21 protein-coding genes are annotated in these 19,987 nt (G+C 35.6%); 16 read left to right on the top strand and 5 right to left on the bottom strand.

Going from position 1 to position 19,987, the window contains the following annotated elements; translation table 11 throughout:
• Positions 1 to 7: 7 nt before the first annotated feature.
• The 6 genes from mnmG (at position 8) to ACFQ3N_RS18190 (ending at position 7,273) form a co-directional block, all read left to right on the top strand.
• Positions 8 to 1,894 carry a tRNA uridine-5-carboxymethylaminomethyl(34) synthesis enzyme MnmG gene (mnmG, locus tag ACFQ3N_RS18215; RefSeq protein ID WP_390364275.1) on the top strand — a complete coding sequence of 629 codons (1,887 nt, stop codon included), beginning with the start codon at positions 8 to 10 and terminating at the stop codon, positions 1,892 to 1,894.
• A gap of 21 nt (positions 1,895 to 1,915) precedes the next feature.
• Entirely contained in the window at positions 1,916 to 2,635 is a 720-nt protein-coding gene (rsmG, locus tag ACFQ3N_RS18210; protein WP_390364273.1) for a 16S rRNA (guanine(527)-N(7))-methyltransferase RsmG, read from the top strand.
• Between the two features lie 331 nt (positions 2,636 to 2,966).
• Positions 2,967 to 3,824 carry a nucleoid occlusion protein gene (gene noc, locus ACFQ3N_RS18205; protein ID WP_390364271.1) on the top strand — a complete coding sequence of 286 codons (858 nt, stop codon included), beginning with the start codon at positions 2,967 to 2,969 and terminating at the stop codon, positions 3,822 to 3,824.
• 344 nt (positions 3,825 to 4,168) lie between these two features.
• Positions 4,169 to 4,942, top strand: coding sequence for a ParA family protein (locus tag ACFQ3N_RS18200; RefSeq protein ID WP_390364269.1), 774 nt, complete (start codon positions 4,169 to 4,171; stop codon positions 4,940 to 4,942).
• Positions 4,923 to 5,759 carry a ParB/RepB/Spo0J family partition protein gene (locus tag ACFQ3N_RS18195; protein WP_390364267.1) on the top strand — a complete coding sequence of 279 codons (837 nt, stop codon included), beginning with the start codon at positions 4,923 to 4,925 and terminating at the stop codon, positions 5,757 to 5,759. Before ACFQ3N_RS18200 ends, ACFQ3N_RS18195 begins: the two co-directional genes overlap by 20 nt.
• An 806-nt stretch (positions 5,760 to 6,565) precedes the next feature.
• A complete protein-coding gene (locus tag ACFQ3N_RS18190) occupies positions 6,566 to 7,273 on the top strand; it encodes a DUF554 domain-containing protein (protein WP_390364316.1) in 708 nt (235 codons plus the stop codon).
• 328 nt (positions 7,274 to 7,601) lie between these two features.
• Here ACFQ3N_RS18190 and yyaC read toward each other — a convergent pair whose 3' ends face one another.
• On the bottom strand, positions 7,602 to 8,225 hold the full coding sequence (gene yyaC, locus ACFQ3N_RS18185) for a spore protease YyaC (RefSeq protein WP_390364265.1): 624 nt from the start codon (positions 8,223 to 8,225) through the stop codon (positions 7,602 to 7,604).
• An 89-nt stretch (positions 8,226 to 8,314) separates the two neighbouring features.
• Between yyaC and ACFQ3N_RS18180 the strand changes: the two genes are divergently transcribed.
• The 7 genes from ACFQ3N_RS18180 (at position 8,315) to rpsR (ending at position 13,182) form a co-directional block, all read left to right on the top strand.
• On the top strand, positions 8,315 to 9,337 hold the full coding sequence (locus tag ACFQ3N_RS18180; protein ID WP_390364263.1) for a YkvI family membrane protein: 1,023 nt from the start codon (positions 8,315 to 8,317) through the stop codon (positions 9,335 to 9,337).
• Positions 9,334 to 10,335, top strand: coding sequence for a mechanosensitive ion channel family protein (locus ACFQ3N_RS18175; protein ID WP_390364261.1), 1,002 nt, complete (start codon positions 9,334 to 9,336; stop codon positions 10,333 to 10,335). The genes ACFQ3N_RS18180 and ACFQ3N_RS18175 overlap by 4 nt, the downstream gene beginning before the upstream one ends.
• A gap of 19 nt (positions 10,336 to 10,354) precedes the next feature.
• Positions 10,355 to 10,552: a DUF951 domain-containing protein gene (locus ACFQ3N_RS18170; protein WP_390364260.1), complete on the top strand. Its 198-nt coding sequence runs from the start codon at positions 10,355 to 10,357 to the stop codon at positions 10,550 to 10,552.
• Between the two features lie 211 nt (positions 10,553 to 10,763).
• On the top strand, positions 10,764 to 11,864 hold the full coding sequence (gene ychF / locus ACFQ3N_RS18165; RefSeq protein ID WP_390364258.1) for a redox-regulated ATPase YchF: 1,101 nt from the start codon (positions 10,764 to 10,766) through the stop codon (positions 11,862 to 11,864).
• A gap of 270 nt (positions 11,865 to 12,134) precedes the next feature.
• Positions 12,135 to 12,425: a 30S ribosomal protein S6 gene (gene rpsF, locus ACFQ3N_RS18160; protein WP_390364256.1), complete on the top strand. Its 291-nt coding sequence runs from the start codon at positions 12,135 to 12,137 to the stop codon at positions 12,423 to 12,425.
• A 16-nt stretch (positions 12,426 to 12,441) separates the two neighbouring features.
• Entirely contained in the window at positions 12,442 to 12,933 is a 492-nt protein-coding gene (gene ssb / locus ACFQ3N_RS18155) for a single-stranded DNA-binding protein (protein WP_390364254.1), read from the top strand.
• Between the two features lie 18 nt (positions 12,934 to 12,951).
• Positions 12,952 to 13,182: a 30S ribosomal protein S18 gene (gene rpsR / locus ACFQ3N_RS18150; protein WP_390364252.1), complete on the top strand. Its 231-nt coding sequence runs from the start codon at positions 12,952 to 12,954 to the stop codon at positions 13,180 to 13,182.
• A gap of 421 nt (positions 13,183 to 13,603) precedes the next feature.
• On the opposite strand, the gene ACFQ3N_RS18145 is transcribed toward rpsR, so the two are convergent.
• The 4 genes from ACFQ3N_RS18145 to ACFQ3N_RS18130 are packed head-to-tail and all read right to left on the bottom strand — an operon-like array spanning position 13,604 to position 16,252.
• On the bottom strand, positions 13,604 to 14,230 hold the full coding sequence (locus tag ACFQ3N_RS18145; RefSeq protein ID WP_390364250.1) for an ATP-binding cassette domain-containing protein: 627 nt from the start codon (positions 14,228 to 14,230) through the stop codon (positions 13,604 to 13,606).
• A gap of 15 nt (positions 14,231 to 14,245) precedes the next feature.
• Positions 14,246 to 14,923, bottom strand: coding sequence for a molybdate ABC transporter permease subunit (modB, locus tag ACFQ3N_RS18140; RefSeq protein WP_390364248.1), 678 nt, complete (start codon positions 14,921 to 14,923; stop codon positions 14,246 to 14,248).
• A gap of 11 nt (positions 14,924 to 14,934) precedes the next feature.
• Positions 14,935 to 15,708, bottom strand: a complete 774-nt coding sequence (modA, locus tag ACFQ3N_RS18135) for a molybdate ABC transporter substrate-binding protein (RefSeq protein ID WP_390364246.1) — start codon at positions 15,706 to 15,708, stop codon at positions 14,935 to 14,937.
• Positions 15,709 to 15,751: 43 nt separating this feature from the next.
• On the bottom strand, positions 15,752 to 16,252 hold the full coding sequence (locus ACFQ3N_RS18130; RefSeq protein ID WP_390364244.1) for a hypothetical protein: 501 nt from the start codon (positions 16,250 to 16,252) through the stop codon (positions 15,752 to 15,754).
• A gap of 266 nt (positions 16,253 to 16,518) precedes the next feature.
• Here ACFQ3N_RS18130 and ACFQ3N_RS18125 point away from each other — a divergent pair, with 266 nt between their 5' ends.
• From ACFQ3N_RS18125 to rplI, 3 genes are read left to right on the top strand one after another with little or no spacing between them, the layout of a single operon-like run.
• A complete protein-coding gene (locus tag ACFQ3N_RS18125; protein ID WP_390364242.1) occupies positions 16,519 to 17,466 on the top strand; it encodes a YybS family protein in 948 nt (315 codons plus the stop codon).
• A gap of 28 nt (positions 17,467 to 17,494) precedes the next feature.
• Entirely contained in the window at positions 17,495 to 19,468 is a 1,974-nt protein-coding gene (locus ACFQ3N_RS18120) for a DHH family phosphoesterase (protein WP_390364240.1), read from the top strand.
• Positions 19,465 to 19,911 (top strand): 50S ribosomal protein L9, encoded by a 447-nt coding sequence (gene rplI / locus ACFQ3N_RS18115; RefSeq protein WP_390364238.1) that lies wholly within the window; start codon positions 19,465 to 19,467, stop codon positions 19,909 to 19,911. Before ACFQ3N_RS18120 ends, rplI begins: the two co-directional genes overlap by 4 nt.
• Positions 19,912 to 19,987: the final 76 nt, after the last annotated feature.

Genomic DNA, 19,987 nt, shown 5'->3' with positions numbered 1-19,987 from the left:
AAAAATGATGGTATATGATGCAGGACATTATGATGTAATTGTTATTGGCGCTGGCCATGCTGGTGTTGAAGCTGGAATTGCTGCATCAAGAATGGGCGCCAAAACATTGATGCTGACGTTGAATTTAGATATGATTGCCTTTATGCCGTGTAATCCGTCACTTGGAGGGCCTGCAAAAGGTATCGTTGTTCGTGAAATTGATGCACTTGGTGGTGTAATGGCGAAAGTAATCGACAAAACACACATCCAAATGCGCATGTTAAATACAGGAAAAGGACCTGCAGTACAAGCATTACGTGCTCAAGCAGATAAACCTATGTATATTAAAGAAATGAAAAACATTATCGAAAACGAAGAGAACCTAACGCTAAGACAAGGTATGGTTAATGAATTAATCGTGGAAGATGGCGTATGTAAAGGGGTTATCACAGAATCCAAGGCCGCATACCATGCTGAATCTGTCATCGTAACGACTGGTACATTTATGCGTGGTAAAGTGCTGATGGGAGATTTGGAATATGAGAGCGGTCCAAATAATCAGCGCGTATCTGTAAAACTTTCCGAACACCTAGAAGATCTTGGTGTAGAAATAACTAGATTTAAAACAGGTACACCACCGCGCGTAAATAGTCATACGATTGATTATTCAAAAACGGAAATTCAACCAGGTGATGATAAGCCACAGGCATTTTCGTATGAAACAACAGAATATATTACAGATCAAATTCCTTGTTGGTTAACCTATACCAATGAATTTACGCACAAAATTATTGACGATAACTTAGCACTATCTGCTATGTATTCTGGAATGAAGCGAGGTACTGGCCCTCGTTACTGTCCATCAATTGAAGATAAGATTGTCCGATTTAACGATAAACCACGTCACCAAGTTTTCTTGGAGCCTGAAGGACGTGACACAGAGGAAGTTTATGTGCAAGGTCTATCCACTTCACTTCCTGAATATATCCAGCACGAAATGATTAAAACAGTACCAGGTTTAGAAAATGCTGAAATTATGCGTGCGGGTTATGCAATTGAATATGATGCAGTAGTACCGACTCAATTATGGCCAACATTAGAATTGAAAAATATCCCTGGATTATTTACAGCAGGACAAATTAATGGAACGTCTGGTTATGAAGAAGCGGGAGCACAAGGAATTATGGCTGGAATTAATGCTGCTGCAAAAGTGCTTGGAAAAGATCCACTTATTTTAGATCGTTCACAAGCATATATTGGTGTTCTAATTGATGATTTGGTAACAAAAGGAACAAATGAACCTTATCGATTATTAACTTCACGTGCGGAGTACCGCTTACTATTGCGCCATGATAATGCGGATCTGCGTTTAACAGAAACAGGGTACAAGCTTGGGTTAATTTCCGATGAACGTTACAATAAATTTGTTGAGAAAAAACGTTTCATAGAAGAAGAGAAAAAACGTTTAGCGAAAATTGTTATTAAACCAGAAGACCATGTACAAGAAATGATGGATGAAGCAAAAGCAACTCCTTTAAAAGAAGCTGTTAAAGCTTATGATCTTTTAAAACGTCCTGAAATTTCGTACGACCTACTTGAAAAAGTAATAGAACCAAACAATGAATTAGCAAGAGATGTAAGAGAACAAGTCGAAATACAAATAAAGTATGAGGGTTATATTAAAAAGGCGAACGAACAAGTAGAAAGAATGCTTAAAATGGAAGATAAGAAAATTCCAGTAAATATTGATTATAATGATATAAGTGGAATTGCTAATGAAGCTAGAGAAAAATTGAAGAAAGTCCTACCACTTTCAGTAGGTCAAGCATCCCGAATATCTGGTGTTAATCCAGCAGATGTTTCTATTCTACTTGTATATATTGAGCAAGGTAAGATCGCAAGAGTCGCTAATTAATAACAAGGAGAACACCTATCTATGAACCAAGAACAGTTTATAAGTGAACTGAAGGATAAAGGTATCGAACTTAATGAAAAACAAATTGATCAGTTTGCAATTTATTTCAATACGCTAGTAGAGTGGAATGAAAAAATCAATTTAACAGCTATTACATCTGAAGAAGATGTGTATTTAAAGCATTTTTATGATTGTATATCTGCTGCTTTTTATTATGATTTTTCTGAGGAGTTAACTATTTGTGATGTAGGTGCTGGGGCAGGTTTCCCCAGCATCCCATTAAAGATATGTTATCCAGATCTACGTGTAACGATCGTGGACTCTCTACAAAAGCGTATTGGTTTTCTTAATCATTTAGCATCAAAGTTAGATCTGCAAGGTGTAGCATTTTATCACGATAGAGCGGAGAATTTTGGAAATAATCATGACTTTAGGGAATCTTATGATGTTGTTACAGCAAGAGCAGTTGCACGAATGTCTGTTCTATCTGAACTATGTTTACCATTAGTTAAAAAGAATGGTGTTTTTATTGCGATGAAGGGATCACAAACAGATGAGGAATTACAAGATGCTAAACCTGCAATAGAAATCTTAGGTGGAGAACTTCGGACAGTTCATACATTTTCTTTGCCTGAAGAAAATAGTGAAAGAACTATAGTACAGATTGATAAAAGAAGAAAAACACCAAGGAAATATCCGAGAAAAGCTGGCACTCCAAATAAGAGTCCAATAAGTTTATAGCTGTTTAATAGGTGAGTGTTAGAAAATGTTAGCTATTGTATTAAATAGGAATAGCTGCTTTTTCTAATGCTTACATTTTTGTATACTCGTATTAAATGCTATAATATGAGTTCGTCTAAATATATGACTTATAGATACTTTTATAATGGAATATATGGTAAAATAAGATCAGAAACGTTTTATGCAACACGTACCTATATAATCCTTAAGGGTTACTTTGTACATAGATTAATAGATTGTTTCACGTGAAACAATTTTAAATTTCTTATCTTTTCAACTCTTGTAACAACTTTTATCAGTATTATGAGGCGAAATTAAGGTGGTGTTTACGATGGTACGTCCATTAAACCGTATATTTGGAAAAGGTGAAAAAGGGGATTCTGTGTCAGATGAGGAAACTTATCATCCGGACGAGGTAATGCAAATTCCTGTTGAAATAATAGAACCTAACCGATACCAGCCAAGATCTTTATTTAATGAGGACAAAATAAAAGAACTAGCCCAAACGATACATACACATGGAATGATTCAACCTATTGTTGTTCGGAAATTAGAAGATGACTCCTATGAACTAATCGCTGGTGAACGAAGATGGAGAGCTGCTCAATTATTAGGCTGGGAAAAAATATCAGCTATTGTCCGTGGGATGACAGATACGGAGACTGCATCTGTTGCGCTAATAGAAAACCTTCAAAGAGAAGAATTATCCGTCATAGAAGAAGCAACAGCATATGCACAATTACTGACCCTTCACTCCTTAACACAGGAAGCGTTAGCACAACGTTTAGGAAAGAACCAATCAACTATTGCAAATAAGCTCCGTTTGTTGAAGCTTCCAGAAAGTGTTCAGCATGCTATTCTTGATAAATCAATTACGGAAAGACATGCAAGAGCAATGATACGAATTAAGGATGCTGAAAAGCAGTTGAAAGTATTAAATGAAATAATTGAAAACGATTTAAATGTGAAACAAACAGAGGACCTTATTTCGAAGTTAGAGGATCCAAAGGAAGATAAAAAGAAAAAACGTCCTAAATTAAAAGGAGTAAACAAAGATATCAGGATAGCAATGAATACGATTAGACAATCCTTGTCAATGGTTTCAGATACTGGTATCGATGTTGAAACTGCTGAAGAAGATTTAGACGATTACTACCAATTCACAATTAAAATACCGAAGAAGAAATAATACTTTAATATTACTAACGAAGTAAAATGCCCATCTTTCATATATAAGATGGGCATTTTAGCACAAATACCCTATTAAAGTAGATTCCTTCTTTATAATCAATCTAGTATTTTATGGTCATGTACTTTCAAAACAATATTTTTCCCAAAAATTCAGCATATATTGCACAGATCATTACTTTTTTATAACAATAGGCACTTTTTATAGATCTTTTTGTCAAAAAAGTGATAAAATAAATGGTATATGAGTTTTCACATGCTATTTTTAGTTTTTAATCACAAAATGATAGAATCAGGTCACTATAGAAGGTGATAACAAAAGCACTCTGAGAGGTAGGTGAAAGCATGGGAAAAATAATAGCCATTGCAAATCAAAAGGGTGGCGTAGGAAAAACAACATCTTCGGTAAATTTAAGCGCAAGCCTTGCCCATTTGAATAACAAAGTATTGGTTGTAGACATCGACCCACAGGGTAATGCAACTAGCGGAGTTGGAATTAATAAAGCTGATATGAGTAGTTGCATCTATAATGTATTGGTAGAAGACCTTCCGGCAGAGGAAGTTTGTGTACCTACAGAAGTAGAAAATTTAGACATAATACCAGCAACTATCCAATTATCAGGTGCTGAAATAGAATTAGTACCAACTATTTCACGGGAAATTCGCCTTAAAAAATCACTAGAGAGTCTCAAAGAAAAATATGATTATATTATTATAGATTGTCCTCCTTCATTAGGATTGTTAACCATTAATGCTCTTACGTCGGCAGACACTGTACTAATTCCTGTACAATGTGAGTATTATGCACTTGAAGGTTTAAGCCAATTATTAAACACAATTCGCTTAGTACAAAAACACCTGAATAAAGATTTAATGATAGAGGGTGTATTATTGACAATGCTGGATGCTCGTACGAACTTAGGCATTCAGGTGATAGAAGAAGTCAAAAAGTATTTCCAGGATAAAGTGTATAAATCTGTTATACCAAGAAATGTACGTTTAGGTGAAGCACCTAGTCATGGAGAACCTATTATTACATATGATCCAAAGTCAAAAGGTGCAGAAGTATATCTTGAATTAGCGAAGGAAGTGATGACCAATGGCGAGAGGGTTAGGTAAAGGAATTAATGCTTTTTTTCCAGAAGTAGAGGAACAAGAAAGTGATGAAATTCAAGAAGTTCTAATAAGTGAGTGTAGAGCCAATCCTTATCAACCAAGGAAAACCTTCCGTGCAGATGCAATTGAGGAACTTAAAGATTCTATTCTTGAGTATGGTATTATTCAACCATTAATTGCACGCAAAAGCATTAAAGGGTATGAAATAGTTGTAGGGGAGAGAAGATTCCGAGCTGCAAAGGAAGCAGGTTTAGAAAAGGTCCCTGTAGTTGTAAAAAAGCTCTCAGATGAAAAAATGATGGAGCTAGCACTATTAGAAAATCTTCAAAGAGAAGACTTAACACCAATTGAAGAGGCTCATGCATACGCAAATTTAATGCATGAATTAAATATTACTCAGGATGAATTATCCAAACGTTTAGGGAAAAGTAGATCACACATTGCTAATATAGTACGTTTGTTATCTTTGCCTGATCAAGTGGTTGCCTACATTAATAATGGTGAACTTTCCATGGGTCACGGTCGAGCTTTATTGGGTATAAAAGAGAAGGGGAAAGTACTTCCTTTTGTTAATAAGATTAGACAGGAAAAGCTGAATGTTCGTCAAGTTGAACAAATAATTGTTCAATTAAATGCTAAACCCGAAAAGAAAAAGGAAAAGCCTAAAAAAGATATATTCTTACAAGAGAGAGAATCTATTTTGCGAGATAGACTTGGCACTGCGGTGTCTATTCAACGTGGGAAGAAAAAAGGTAAGATTGAAATTGAGTTTTATACAAACGATGATTTAGAAAGAATAATAGAAGTGTTAGAAAAGTAGTTTTGTAATCAGACTGTCAAAAGGTGATCCTTTATGACAGTCTTTTCTTCAAGCTGAATGTTCCACGTGAAACAATTTAGTATTTTAAGAAAGGCTGTTTTGTAAAGTTTGTTGCTTTTGAGACAATAGATATACATTGCGACGTAACTTACCGCTCTGAAAATACACTGCGCGCACCTTAGGGCGGCTGAAGCACTTTGATGTCTCACCTATGCCTATCACCCCACAGGACAAGGAAAGCTCCGGCAACATTACATCGCACGCAAAAAATTGATCTGTATTTTTAAGGAGTCTTCGTGTATTTCCGCCACTGCTATTGTTTCTATAATAAAACAACAGCTTTCATTTCATTTTTATTACATAAATTTCACTTTATGATAGTTGATTGGAGCGGAGGTCAGTCGACTCCTCGAAAATGCATACGCATTTTCTTCGTTCGAAGTGTTGCTTTCGTAGTCTTCCTTGTCCTGCGGGAACAGCACGTGTCTGAAGTCGCCACAGCGATGTTTTTCCGCTTTGGAGGGTTGAATCCGTACCTGCGGAAATCAACCTGGCAGTACGTCGCAATATATTAACTATAAAGAGAAAAAGTAACAATTCCTGCGAAAACAGCTTTAAGAACAATTAATAGAATTAAGTATGGTAGTAGAAAGTTTAATAGGTATGATACAATGTTTCACGTGAAACAATTATAATACTACATGCAAATATTTACCTGAAATAGTTGATCTACTAGGGGAAAGTATGGGCAGTTAGCTATAAAAAAGGTGAAAATGACATTATATTTAGACATAGGAGATGCAGCAATGGTTTTATTTGGAACTCTAGTAAATGGAATATGTATAATAGTAGGTAGCTTAATTGGACTATTTTTCACGAAAATACCAGATAAGTTTAAGGAAACAGTCATGCATGGTATCGGATTAGCTGTAATATTAATTGGCTTACAAATGGCATTTGAAACTGAAATTATCATTGTTGTTCTATTAAGTCTATTAACAGGTGCTATAGTAGGTGAGTTTGTTCAATTAGAAGAGGGTTTAAATCGAATCGGCGGTTGGATCGGTAGCAAATTCACCACTAAGGAATCAAATTTTAGTGTTGCGCAAGGATTTATTACAGCCTCATTAATATTCGTTATAGGTGCTATGTCAGTCCTAGGTGCGCTCGATAGTGGGTTAAGAGGAGATCATGAGATATTAATTACGAAGGGTGTAATTGATGGCTTTGTAGCACTAGTATTAACTACAACATTAGGTTTTGGAGTGATATTTTCCGTAGTACCTGTTGTTCTTTATCAAGGGGCAATTGCCATTTTAGCAACACAAATAGAAAAATGGTTACCAGATACTTTTTTAAACGGATTGATTATAGAGCTTACAGCAGTCGGCGGGCTTCTTATCTTAGCAATTGGCTTAAATCTATTAAAACTCACTCAAATACGTGTTGGTAATCTATTGCCAGCTATTATAACTGTTGGTTTCATCTATTATATATATCAATTAATAATATAAGGCTGCTTTTGAGAGGATAGATATAAATTACAACGTAACTGCTGGGTTGATTTTCGCTGCGAAAAGCGTAGTGTATTTCCAGAGTGGTAAGTTACGTCTTAATTTATATAAACTATGAAGATGAAAAAGCAACAATGCGTGCGAAAATAGCCTAATATAATATTAAATCTACTCCTATTAAAGGGAGTAGATTTTTTAGTAGATAAGAAGTATAAAACTTTTTTATCTACATAAGTGCAACTTGGTTTTTCAACATTTAGGTTTGTAGGTAAGCCGGATTTTCTGATTTCACAAGACACCTCTAATCATTTGGGACGCAAAGGAACAATTATTCAACCGAAGTTTGTTTGATAGATTGAGGGCGAATTACAGCTGGAAGAGAGTGTGTAAAATTCATTCGTTTATCAATTACCTCTAGAATTGCAGCGGTTTTCTTTGCCATCTCAACTACAATCGATAATCGAGTGTTTTGTAAAACGGAAAACTCCATGAATCCACTCACATTTACCACACCAGTTATATGAATATCACCAATGGGTGGGAGAGGCTTATTAAATGCTGACCCCGGCTCTAAAGGTCCTACTCCCGCAATAAGGTGGCCTACAGAAGTAGTTTTTCCTAAACAAGCATCGATCGCTATAATATAAGGGTTTCGATGCTGACTGTTTATTAAAGATATATATTGTTCTAGATTTTTAGCGTGGACAGGATCTGTTAACGTTCCATATACTGTAATATGCTTAGGGTTCTTTTCTTCTAGGTAAGAGCCTGTTAAAGGGCCTAAGGCATCACCTGTTGATCGATCAGTGCCAATACAAACAACAATATATTCTCGTGGGAATTCTGGAAGCCATGAAATAAGTTTATTACTCATATTTTCTATAAGGTCTAGATCGGTATGTAGCATACGGAAATTTTCATTTTTTGATGTAAAACGATTCATTAGATTCATAGCTTTGCCTCCATAAACATATTGGTATAAGTATACGGATAAAATTTTGGTTCTATACATACTTAATAAAAAATGATGGAGGAAATCCAATGCTGCAATCGGGTTTTAAATGGATGTTTTTAATTATTGGTACAACAATAGGCGCTGGCTATGCTTCGGGTCGTGAACTGTGGCAATTTTTTGGTCATGAAAGTGGACTAGCTATATTATTATTTGTAATCTTGTTTTCTGTATCATGTACAGTTATTATGACGGTTAGTTATAATAAAAATTCTAGTCACTATTTGCCGGTACTACAGGAAATTGTAGGTGTTAAATTAACTGGTTTGTTTGATGTGATGATTTTTTTATATTTATTTACAACAACAGTGGTTATGATTGCAGGGAGTGGGGCTACAGGACAAGCCTTTAACCTATCCTATTGGTGGGGAGTATCTATTATAGTTGTTGCACTCATAATTTTATTTGTAAAGGGTATAGGTGGTTTATTAGTTATCAATCAATTTATATTACCTTTACTACTAGGTGGGTTAATTTATATACTACTATTATTTACATATGATCAAGAATTAGCCTTGTTTTCCCATTGGAAGGAGCAACGTAACTGGACAGCAGCATTTCCATTCACAGCATTAAATATATTGCCACTTGTGGCAGTGCTAGGTGCAATAGGAAACAAGGTCCGTTCCAAATATGAAATATGGATTGCATGTATCGGTAGTGGACTTATACTAGGTGTTATATCGTATATCTATAACAATAGCCTTATACAAATATCAGAGGAAATATTATTATATGAGATCCCTTTATTTGCAATATTAAAGCATTACCCATTAGAAATGCTTATATTTATGTCCATTCTTCTATGGTTTGCGATTTTTACAACTGCTGCTTCGGGGATACTGGGTTTAGTTACCAGGTTACAAAGTATTTCCAAATTCCCATTATGGTTATTGGTAGTTATCATGCTATCCATGATGATACCACTAACAACTTTAGGGTTTTCAACGTTAGTAGGTTACATATACCCAGTATATGGGATATTGAACCTATATGTATTAACTCGATTGGTTCTTTATCCATTTTGGAATAAAGTAGATCCTGATAGATGAAACAGTTAGTGTACTTCTCTTCCATTGCTGAAGCTATTGATGTAAAATTTATTTATAATATAGGAGAGTGGAAAAAGCAGCTGGAGGTATACAATTTGGATGTAATTACTAATCAACTAACAGAATTGTGGGAATACATTACCGGTCCAGATCTATGGCTATTACTAGGTGCAGGTTTTTTTAGAATAATATTTATTATAATAATAGCTCTGACACTGGTTCGAATTAGTAGAAACTTAACAGACAGACTTTTTAAGAACAGAAAAAGTGGACCAATTCGAATTACAGCACGTCGGGAAAATACGTTGAAAAAATTAATTAAAAATGTAGTGGCATATGTTGTTTATTTCATAGCTTTCATTATGATTTTAGATAATGTATTAGGATTTGAAATAGGTGCTCTGTTAGCTGGAGCAGGAGTTGCCGGACTAGCGATTGGTTTTGGAGCTCAGAACCTAGTAAGAGATATCATTTCAGGATTCTTTATCATATTTGAGGATCAGTTTTCTGTAGGAGATTATGTGGCTACTTCTGGAATAGAAGGTACTGTGGAGGAAATCGGACTTCGTACAACTAAAATTTTAAGTTGGACAGGCGAATTGCATGTATTGCCAAATGGCAATGTGACACAAGTAACAAATTACTCTGTTCATAATGGACTTGCTGTGGTAGATATAAATATTCCATATGAAAGTGACGTTGCAGATGCTGAAAAAGTGATTGAGCAGGTTGCAGGTACATTACCAGGTAAATATGAATTTATCTTAGGGGGCGCTGAAGTGATTGGTGTACAAAACTTAGATGCCTCTCATTATGCCATTCGGGTCATTGCAGATACACTTCCAGGCTATCAATGGGCAGGCGAGCGAATGATCCGTAGAGAAATGCAGGATAAATTATATAAAGCAGGAATAGAAATTCCTTCACCACGTCTCGTTATGTATTCAAAAGAAGGAAAAGATGCTTTACTAGAGATGGAGAGAGAACGTGATAATTAATTAAAAAGGAGAAAACCAAATGGCAGAAAAAGAATTTGGATTAAATGATGTCGTTCAAATGAAAAAACAGCATCCATGTGGGGAAAACCGCTGGAAAATCGTCCGAATGGGAATGGATGTTCGCATAAAATGCTTAGGCTGTGATCATAGTGTAATGATACCTCGAAAAGACTTTACGAAAAAGTTAAAAAAAGTCCTAGAAAAAGCAGAAGAATAATTAGTTAAAATAGACTATCCTACACGAAAAATGGTAAAATAGAAGTATATAGAGTTAGAAAAAGATAATATAATAGGGTAAAGAGCAAAAATAGGTATTTAAATAATGCCTATTTTTGCTTTTTACTGGCTTGTCATTTTAATATCTACTATCTATAATTAGTATGACGAACGCGTTCATATGTAGGAATCCTTAAGGAGTTGAAAGTTACATGGCATTAACAGCAGGAATTGTCGGCCTTCCCAATGTTGGAAAATCAACATTGTTTAATGCAATAACACAAGCGGGTGCAGAAGCAGCGAATTATCCGTTCGCTACGATTGACCCTAATGTAGGAATTGTAGAAGTGCCAGATGATCGCTTAGATAAATTAACAGAATTAGTAAAACCGAAGAAAACAATTCCAACTGCATTTGAATTTACGGATATCGCAGGAATTGTAAAAGGGGCAAGTAAAGGTGAAGGGTTAGGAAACCAATTTCTATCTCACATACGCCAGGTGGATGCGATTTGCCAAGTTGTGCGTTGTTTCCAGGATGATAATATAACGCATGTGTCCGGTAAAATTGATCCAATTGATGACATTGAAATCATTAATTTAGAGCTTATCTTGGCTGACTTGGAGACAGTTAATAAACGTATTCAACGAGTTGAAAAACTTGCGAGACAAAAGGATAAGGAAGCTTTAGCAGAACAAGAAATGCTTGTTAAAGTAAAAGACGGTCTAGAAGAAGAAAAGCCGGTACGAGCATTAGAATTTTCTGATGAACAGTGGAAAGTAGTAAAAGGGCTTCACTTATTAACAAGCAAGCCAACGTTGTATGTAGCTAATGTAAGTGAGGAAGAAATTACTGATCCTGATGCCAATGAAAACGTGCAGAAGGTAAAAGAATATGCAGCAAAAGAAAATGCAGAAGTAATTGTTATTTGTGCAAAAATAGAAGAAGAAATTTCAGAGCTTGAGCAAGAAGAGAAAGAAATGTTTCTAGATGATTTAGGTATCGCTGAGTCGGGCTTAGATCAACTTATTAAAGCTTCCTATAGTCTATTAGGTTTAGCTACGTATTTCACAGCTGGTGAACAAGAAGTTCGTGCCTGGACATTCCGAAAGGGGATTAAAGCGCCTCAAGCTGCTGGAATCATTCATACTGATTTTGAAAAAGGGTTTATACGAGCAGAAACAGTATCATATGATGACTTAGTCGAAGCTGGTGCAATGGCACAAGCACGAGAAAAAGGACGCGTCCGATTAGAAGGTAAAGAATACTTTGTAAAAGATGGCGACGTTATTCATTTTCGTTTTAATGTTTAGTAACGTTTAAGAGCCATTAAATGCTCAAGTCGCCAAGCCTTAATTGCACTTATGCAGATAATAAAGTTTTATACTTTTTTATCTGCTAAAAAATTCACGGCTGTAACTATGGTTGAGGAATTGGTAGTTTGTATAACGTAGAAGGATCCCTCGAATGCTTGTTTTTTTAGAAAAGATTTGGTATAATACACTATTGTGAGTAATTACTATCGATTACTCCTTGCTCTTTTCCAGAAAAAGAGCCGTTTAGACCAAAAGGAGGTGTAACGGATGAGAAAATACGAAATCATGTATATCGTCCGCCCAGAGATAGAAGAGGAAGCGCTAACAGCTTTAATTGAGCGTTTCAACAACATTCTAACTGATAATGGCGCGGAGATTGAAAAAGTTGATGAAAAAGGCAAGAAACGTCTTGCATATGAAATCAATGACTATCGTGATGGATATTATGTAATCATTAACTTCAGCAGTGATGAAAAAGCAATTAATGAATTTGATCGCTTAGCTAAGTTCTCTGATGATATTATTCGTCATATTGCAATTCGAGAAGAAGATCAATAAATAAGGGGTGGTTCTGATGTTAAATCGTGTCGTGCTTGTCGGCAGGTTAACGAAGGATCCTGATCTACGTTATACACCAAACGGAGTGGCTGTAGCTAACTTTACCATAGCAGTTAATCGACCTTTTTCTAATCAGCAAGGAAACCGTGAAGCTGACTTTATTAACTGTGTTGTTTGGCGTAGACCAGCTGAAAATCTGGCTAACTATATGAAAAAAGGTAGTATGATAGGTGTCGATGGACGTGTACAAACACGTACATTTGATGGCCAGGATGGAAAAACTGTTTTTGTAACCGAAATTGTTGCCGATAGTGTACAATTTTTAGAATCAAAAGGTTCCTCACAAGGTAGAGGGGACACATCAGGATTCCAGCAAAACCAAAACCAGAATCAAAGTCAAAGCCAGAACCAGAACCAAAACCAAACGAATCAAAACCGAAACGAAGAGGATCCGTTTAAGAATAACGGAGAGCCTATCGATATATCAGATGATGATTTACCATTCTAAAATAAAGGAGGGTTTCTAATGGCAGCTCGTCGTGGACGCGCAAAGCGTCGTAAAGTGTGTTACTTCACAGCGAACGGAATTACACACATTGACTATAAAGATGTTGATCTACTAAGACGTTTCATTTCAGAACGTGGGAAAATTCTTCCTCGTCGTGTAACTGGAACTTCTGCTAAATATCAACGTAAGCTTACAAAAGCAATTAAACGCTCTCGTACAATGGCATTATTGCCGTTTGTATCCGAGTAATAGAGTAAAACTAAGAGCCTTCTTGTAGTATTGTATACTAGTAAGAAGGCTTCTTTAATAGGATATTTATTTAAGACTGTTTTCGTAAAGATTGTTGCTTTGAGAGAATAAGTATAAATTGTGAAGTAACTGCCGGATTGATCTCCGCTTGGGCGTCTTCAGATACGTGCTGTTCCCCCAGAAGGAGTCGACTGCCCTTTACTCCAATCAACCACCATAAAAGTGGCAGTTTTCTACAAAACGAAATGATTGATGTTATTTTATTGGGAAAGCTATACCAGCGACGTAAATACACGAAGATTTCAGTGGGAGGATAGGCCTAGGTGCGCGTAGTGTATTTCCAGAGCGGAGGTTATGCTGCAATTTGTATCAACTATGAAGGTGAAAAAGAAACATTGCGTGCGAAATCAGACTTATTTAACTATAAGTCATTTACTATTTTTCCACTTTCCATCTTCAAAATTCGATTTCCAAGTTTTATTGCCTCTTCATAATCATGTGTGACCACAATTACAGGAATTTTCCAGATCGTATGCAGCCTTAATAATTCATCTTGACATTCTTTTCGTGTTTGATCATCTAAGGATGAGAAAGGTTCATCAAGAAGCAATAGATAGGGCTTAGTTGCCAATGCACGAACTAAAGCAACTCGTTGTTTTTCCCCACCAGAGATGTGGCGAGGATAGCTGTCTAGGATGTGTTCGATTCCAACTGTCTTTACTAAAGAATTCATGAGCGACTCATCTTTCATTCCGTAAGTGATGTTCTTTCTAACCGTCATATGTGGGAATAAAGCATAGTCTTGGAATAAATAGCCAATGTTTCGCTTATGTATTGGGATTGGTTTATGTTTTGCTTCAAAGAGAACTTGCTCTTTCAATTGAATCGATCCATCATCAGGGCGACTAAGCCCAGCTATACAATTCAAAACAGTTGTTTTCCCAGCACCAGATGGCCCAAACAGGACAACAATTTCCTCACCAACTTCAAACTTCATATCAATTGAAAACGACGATTCTAGCTGTTTCGTTATATCTAATGAGAGCATTATTCATACCACCAATCAATTATCACTTGTAAATCGTAATATATTTCGCCCGCTCCACCAATTCAACCACAATATTGCACTAAAACCGACGATTACAATACTAATGACCCAAAATAATGCTACTTCCATATTTCCAGATTCCACTGCAAAGTAGATAGCAAGTGGTATTGTTTCGGTTTGATTTGGTATGTAGCCTGCAATCATTAACGTAGCTCCGAATTCGCCTAACGCACGAGCAAAAGTTAATACTAAGCCCGCCAACAATCCAGGCCATGCTAATGGAAATGTTATCGTCCAGAAAACTCTCCACTTGGAAGCTCCCATGGTTAAAGCAGCATTTTCGATATTTTTATCATAGTTCTGAAAGGAAGCGGCAGCACTTTGGTACATTAATGGAAAAGATACAACAATTGCTGCTATAACTGCACCAATCCATGTAAATACAACCTGGAAATTAAACAAGTCTAATAATAATCCACCAATCGGACCGTTTTTTCCAAATACGTATAGTAAACCAAACCCTACAACCGTTGGTGGTAAAACTAATGGAAGCATGAGTACAGATTCAACAATCCGTTTTCCTGGAAATTTATTTCTGGATAAAATTCGGGCAAGCACAATACCACATATAAATACAATAACGGTAGCAATGCCTGCTATTTTTAATGATAAGAAAAAAGGTGTATAGTTCATTGAAAAACCGCCTAGTTATAAAATCCATGATTCTGTAATATAGCTTGTGCTTGATCCGTTTTCAAAAATGAAATGAACGATTCGGCTTCTGTAAATGCATTACTTGTTGCCATAATAGCTGCTGGATAAACAATAGGGGAATACCAATCCTGATCAATTGTAGTTATTTTATTTATCCCACTACTATACAAATCGCTTTCATATACAAAACCAATATCCGTATTTTGTGATTCTACGTATGTTAAAACTTGCTGAACATCTTTTGCGTATATTAGTTTCTCTTGAATGTTTTCCCAAATCCCAAGAGAATCTAACACTTCTTTAGCATAACTTCCAGCAGGAACACTGTCAGGGTTTCCAATGGCAATTTGATCAAACCTGTTGAAGTCAATATCTTGGACTGAATAGCCTTTTATATCATTTTCCCCACTACCAACTAGTACAAGTTCATTTTCTGCGAATTCCACCCTGGATTCAGATACAATTAATTGGTTCTCATCAAGCATGTCCATCCACTTTTGATCAGCGGATAGAAATACATCGACGGGAGCGCCTTGCTGGATTTGTTGTGCCAACTTACCAGACCCACCAAAGTTAAGGCTGATAGTTATTGTTGGGTTTTTTTCTTCAAATGTATCTACAAGCTCAGTCATTACATTAGATAAACTTGCTGCAGAAGAAATAAGTAATTCTTTTTTATTAACCGGTTCTTGCGAGTCTTGATTTGAACAAGCTGTTAAAGATAGTATAGAAAATAATAATATAGAGAATAAAATATACTTCATTCATAAGACTCCTTGATGAGTATTGTATAAAACTAATCAGAACTTAATTACTAACGCGCGGGCGAACCTTGCGTTTAGGGTATACTGTTATAATTTTAATTAAAAAAGCAATAGTATATAATAAAAATATCCATAAAAAGACATCATTAACTGTAAATACAAGTGCCGTAACAGTGTATAGCAAAAATGGAATAGTAGTTGTAAATGCGCTCATTTTCCAGAGTATTGAAAATCGGATCTTCCGTCGTAATAATTTGGCTATACCAGTACCGATATATGCGATTACAGATAACATAATAAATACCATTATAGCCAATGGGAGATAATAAAAAATGAAAAAGTAGATAAGTAAAAAAAGTATATTCATATCGTTAGTTGCTCCACTTGTTGCTGTTAAACGATTGATTAATGATGGGATCGAAACAAGAGCAATAAGGATAAACATATATATTACGGTTATATCCATTCCGACACGGTTAAGCTTAAACATAGCCTTTTTATTCGGAAGTTTTATACTATGTAAAAGTGCGTTTAAAAAAATCATTGTTATTCATCCTTCGTTATAGTGAAATAATGGCTATTATTCCATTATAATAAACATAACAAATAAAATCGCTTTTAGACATTGAAAAATTGATGACTTTTTAAAATCTTTATCGTTTTTTCTATTTACTTATTACCCAGGAAATAAACAGTTTCTCTAATTCCTACACCAATTTAGGCAAAAATCGTGTTATCATATTATAATGAGATATATAAATAAATACTCTGTATAATCACGAATGAAACAACTAACGAGGTGTACAATAAATGAATGCTTCCAAAAAACTAACAGATGGAGCACTGTTAACTGCAATTTATATCGTGTTATTACTAATAGCGCTTTTTGTACCATTAATTGAATTAGTTGCTACATTTTTATTACCTATTCCTTTCATTATATTTGCTTTTCGATATGATTGGAAATCTTCTCTATTAATGTTTGTGGCAACACTTTTTTTATCGGCAATATTTGGAACTATATTTTCCTTGCCAATCACCATTCTAATGGGTTTGGGTGGTATTATGCTTGGAGGTGCGATGCACAGTGGTTTATCTGCATATGAAGTGTGGGCGCGCGGAACAATAGGGTTTGTTGGCGGTTTATTATTAATATTTGTATTCAGCCAATTGCTATTTCAAGTGAATTGGATTGAAGAGATTAACCTAATGCTCAGTCAATCGATGCAAACAAGTCAAGATCTTATGAATCAACTAGGATTAGGCAATCAGACGGAAGAGCAATTGGAGTTAATTGAAGAACAAATGATGAGTATTACGGAATTAATCCCGGTTGGAATTGCTTTTATTGCGATCATAATGGCATTTATCAGCCAATGGTTTAGTTATAAGATTATTAATCGTTTGGAAAACAAAAACCTTCATTTTCCACCATTCCGTACATTAAAGCTTCCGGTATCGCTGATCTGGATTTACTTTTTTGCACTTATATTTACATTTTTTGAACTCGATCCCAGTAGTACGTTATATTTGGGTGTAAACAATATTCTTATGCTAGTTGGAATGTTATTAACTATTCAAGGCTTTTCATTTATATTCTTTTATGCTCACCATAAGAATATGTCAAAGTTATTACCGGTTGGTAGTATTATATTGACCATACTATTCCCATTTCTCCTGCTTTATCTTGTGCGGCTTATCGGTATTATCGATATGGGGTTTGGCATGAGGGAGCGCATTACTCAAGGTAAAAAATAAGTGGAGTGAAGCAGTAGGAGCTGATTTTATGCCAGATTTACAAAACAAACCAAAACTTAGCAGTCATTTATGGATCATTTATTTACTATCCATAATTTTGCTTGGTGTTATTTGGTATTATCAATGGGTTTTAGGGTTAATAATGACATTTTTTTTAGTAGCATCTTTTTATTATAGTATGCGATCAGAAAAAACATTATTAAATAAAACAGAAGAGTATATATCAACACTCTCACATCGAATTAAAAAAGTGGGGGAGGAAGCATTACTCGAAATGCCAATAGGGATCATTTTGTTTAACGAGGAACATCAAATTGAATGGGCAAATCCATATATGAATAAATTTGCTGAAGAAGACACGCTGGTTGGTGAACCTTTAAGTATCCTTTCCGATGAACTAATCCCAATGATTAAAGAGAACAAGGAAGAGATCTGGATTCAAGTCGATCGATATGAATTTCAGACAAGTATAAAAAAAGAAGAACGTTTACTTTATTTATTCGATCGTACGAGACAATCTGAAATACAATCATTGTATTATAATGAGCAGACTGTAATAGCTATTATCTTTTTAGATAACTATGAGGAAATAACACAGAACATGGATGATACGCTTAAGAGTCAATTAAACTCAAAGGTAACCTCTGTATTAAATAATTGGTCTCATGAGCAAGGGCTTTATTTAAAACGTACTTCACAAGATCGTTTTCTAGCGGTTGGCACAAAGGAAATTCTGCAACAATTAGAAAAAACAAAGTTTGATATTTTAGATGAAGTACGGGAATTAAATGCTGAACAGAATATTCCTGTCACACTAAGTCTTGGCATAGGGCATGGATATATGGACTTGCCAACACTTGGAGAACTAGCACAATCAAGTCTTGACCTGGCGCTTGGCCGTGGGGGAGATCAAGTAGCAATTAAAGATGATTCTGGGAAAGTCCGTTTCTATGGTGGAAAAACTAATCCTATGGAAAAACGAACCCGAGTTCGGGCTCGAGTTATATCACATGCATTAATAGAGCTTGTTAAAGGAAGTGACAATGTCATCATAATGGGGCACAAGTCACCCGACATGGATTCACTTGGTGCTGCTATTGGTATTTTAAATATAGCTAAAACAAATGAAGTAGAAGGCCATATTGTTTTTGATTCAGAGGATGTAGACACGGGTGTCTATCGGCTTGTGGAAGCAATTAAACAAAAAGAAGAAATATGGGATCATTTTATTGATCCAGAAGATGCTGAAGCGATTACGACTAGCAGAAGCCTTATTGTTGTTGTGGATACACATAAACCATCCATGGTACCAAATGAACGTTTATTAACGAAAACAGAATATAAGGTTGTCATTGATCATCACCGACGAGGAGAGGAATTCATTGAGAATCCGACCCTTGTTTATATGGAACCATACGCTTCATCTACTGCTGAATTAGTTACCGAACTCCTAGAGTACCAACCAAAAGGTTTAAAGCTAAAAATGGTTGAAGCAACGGCGTTATTGGCAGGTATAATTGTAGACACGAAAAGTTTTACATTACGAACAGGGTCCCGTACCTTTGATGCTGCTTCTTATTTACGATCAAAAGGAGCAGATACCGTACTTGTACAACAGTTTATGAAAGAAGACTTGGATTTATATATTAGAAGAAGTAAGTTAATTGAAAAGACTCAAATTTATCGTGACAATATAGCTATTGCTAAAGCAGACTCGGGTGAAATATTTGGCCCTGTTGTAATCGCACAAACTGCTGACACGCTTTTAACAATGAGTGGAGTTAGTGCTTCCTTTGTCATTTCAGAGCGAAAAGATGGTAGAATTGGTATAAGTGCACGTTCACTTGGGGATGTCAATGTTCAAGTGATTATGGAAAAAATGAACGGTGGGGGTCATTTAACAAATGCAGCTACCCAAATTGAAGATACAACAATCGATGATGCTGAAATATTGTTAAGAGACATTCTCGATGAATATTATGAAGGGGGAGAAACCGAATGAAAGTGATTTTTACAAAAGATGTTAAAGGAAAAGCCAAAAAAGGGGACGTTAAAAACGTCTCGGATGGTTATGCACGTAATTATTTACTAAAAAATAATTTAGCAAAAGAAGCTACACAAGGAAATATGGTAGAACTACAGGCAAAAAAACGTAAAAATGAAAAACTCGAGCAAGAAGAGAAGGACGAAGCAATAAACTTAAAAGATACATTAGCGGAGTTAACGGTTGAACTTAAAGCTAAATCGGGAGAAAATGGTAGATTGTTTGGATCGATAACAAGCAAGCATATAGCAGAAGCCTTGCAAAAAGAACAAGGATACAAGATTGATAAACGTAAAATTGAATTAGATCAACCGATTCGAGTACTCGGATATACAACTGTACCAGTGAAACTACATCCTGAGGTACAGGGATCGATAAAAGTACATGTCTCAGAAAAGTAAGAATAAGAATATGAGTTGGCCCTATCTTAACGGTAGGGCATCTTTTACCAATACTAGCCTCATTAAAGGGAGGGGG

Source organism: Virgibacillus byunsanensis, assembly GCF_042675965.1.
Classification (GTDB): Bacteria; Bacillota; Bacilli; order Bacillales; family Amphibacillaceae; genus Virgibacillus_R; species Virgibacillus_R byunsanensis.
Note: the sequence above shows the minus strand (reverse complement) of the source record. Positions and strands in the feature narration are given on the sequence as shown.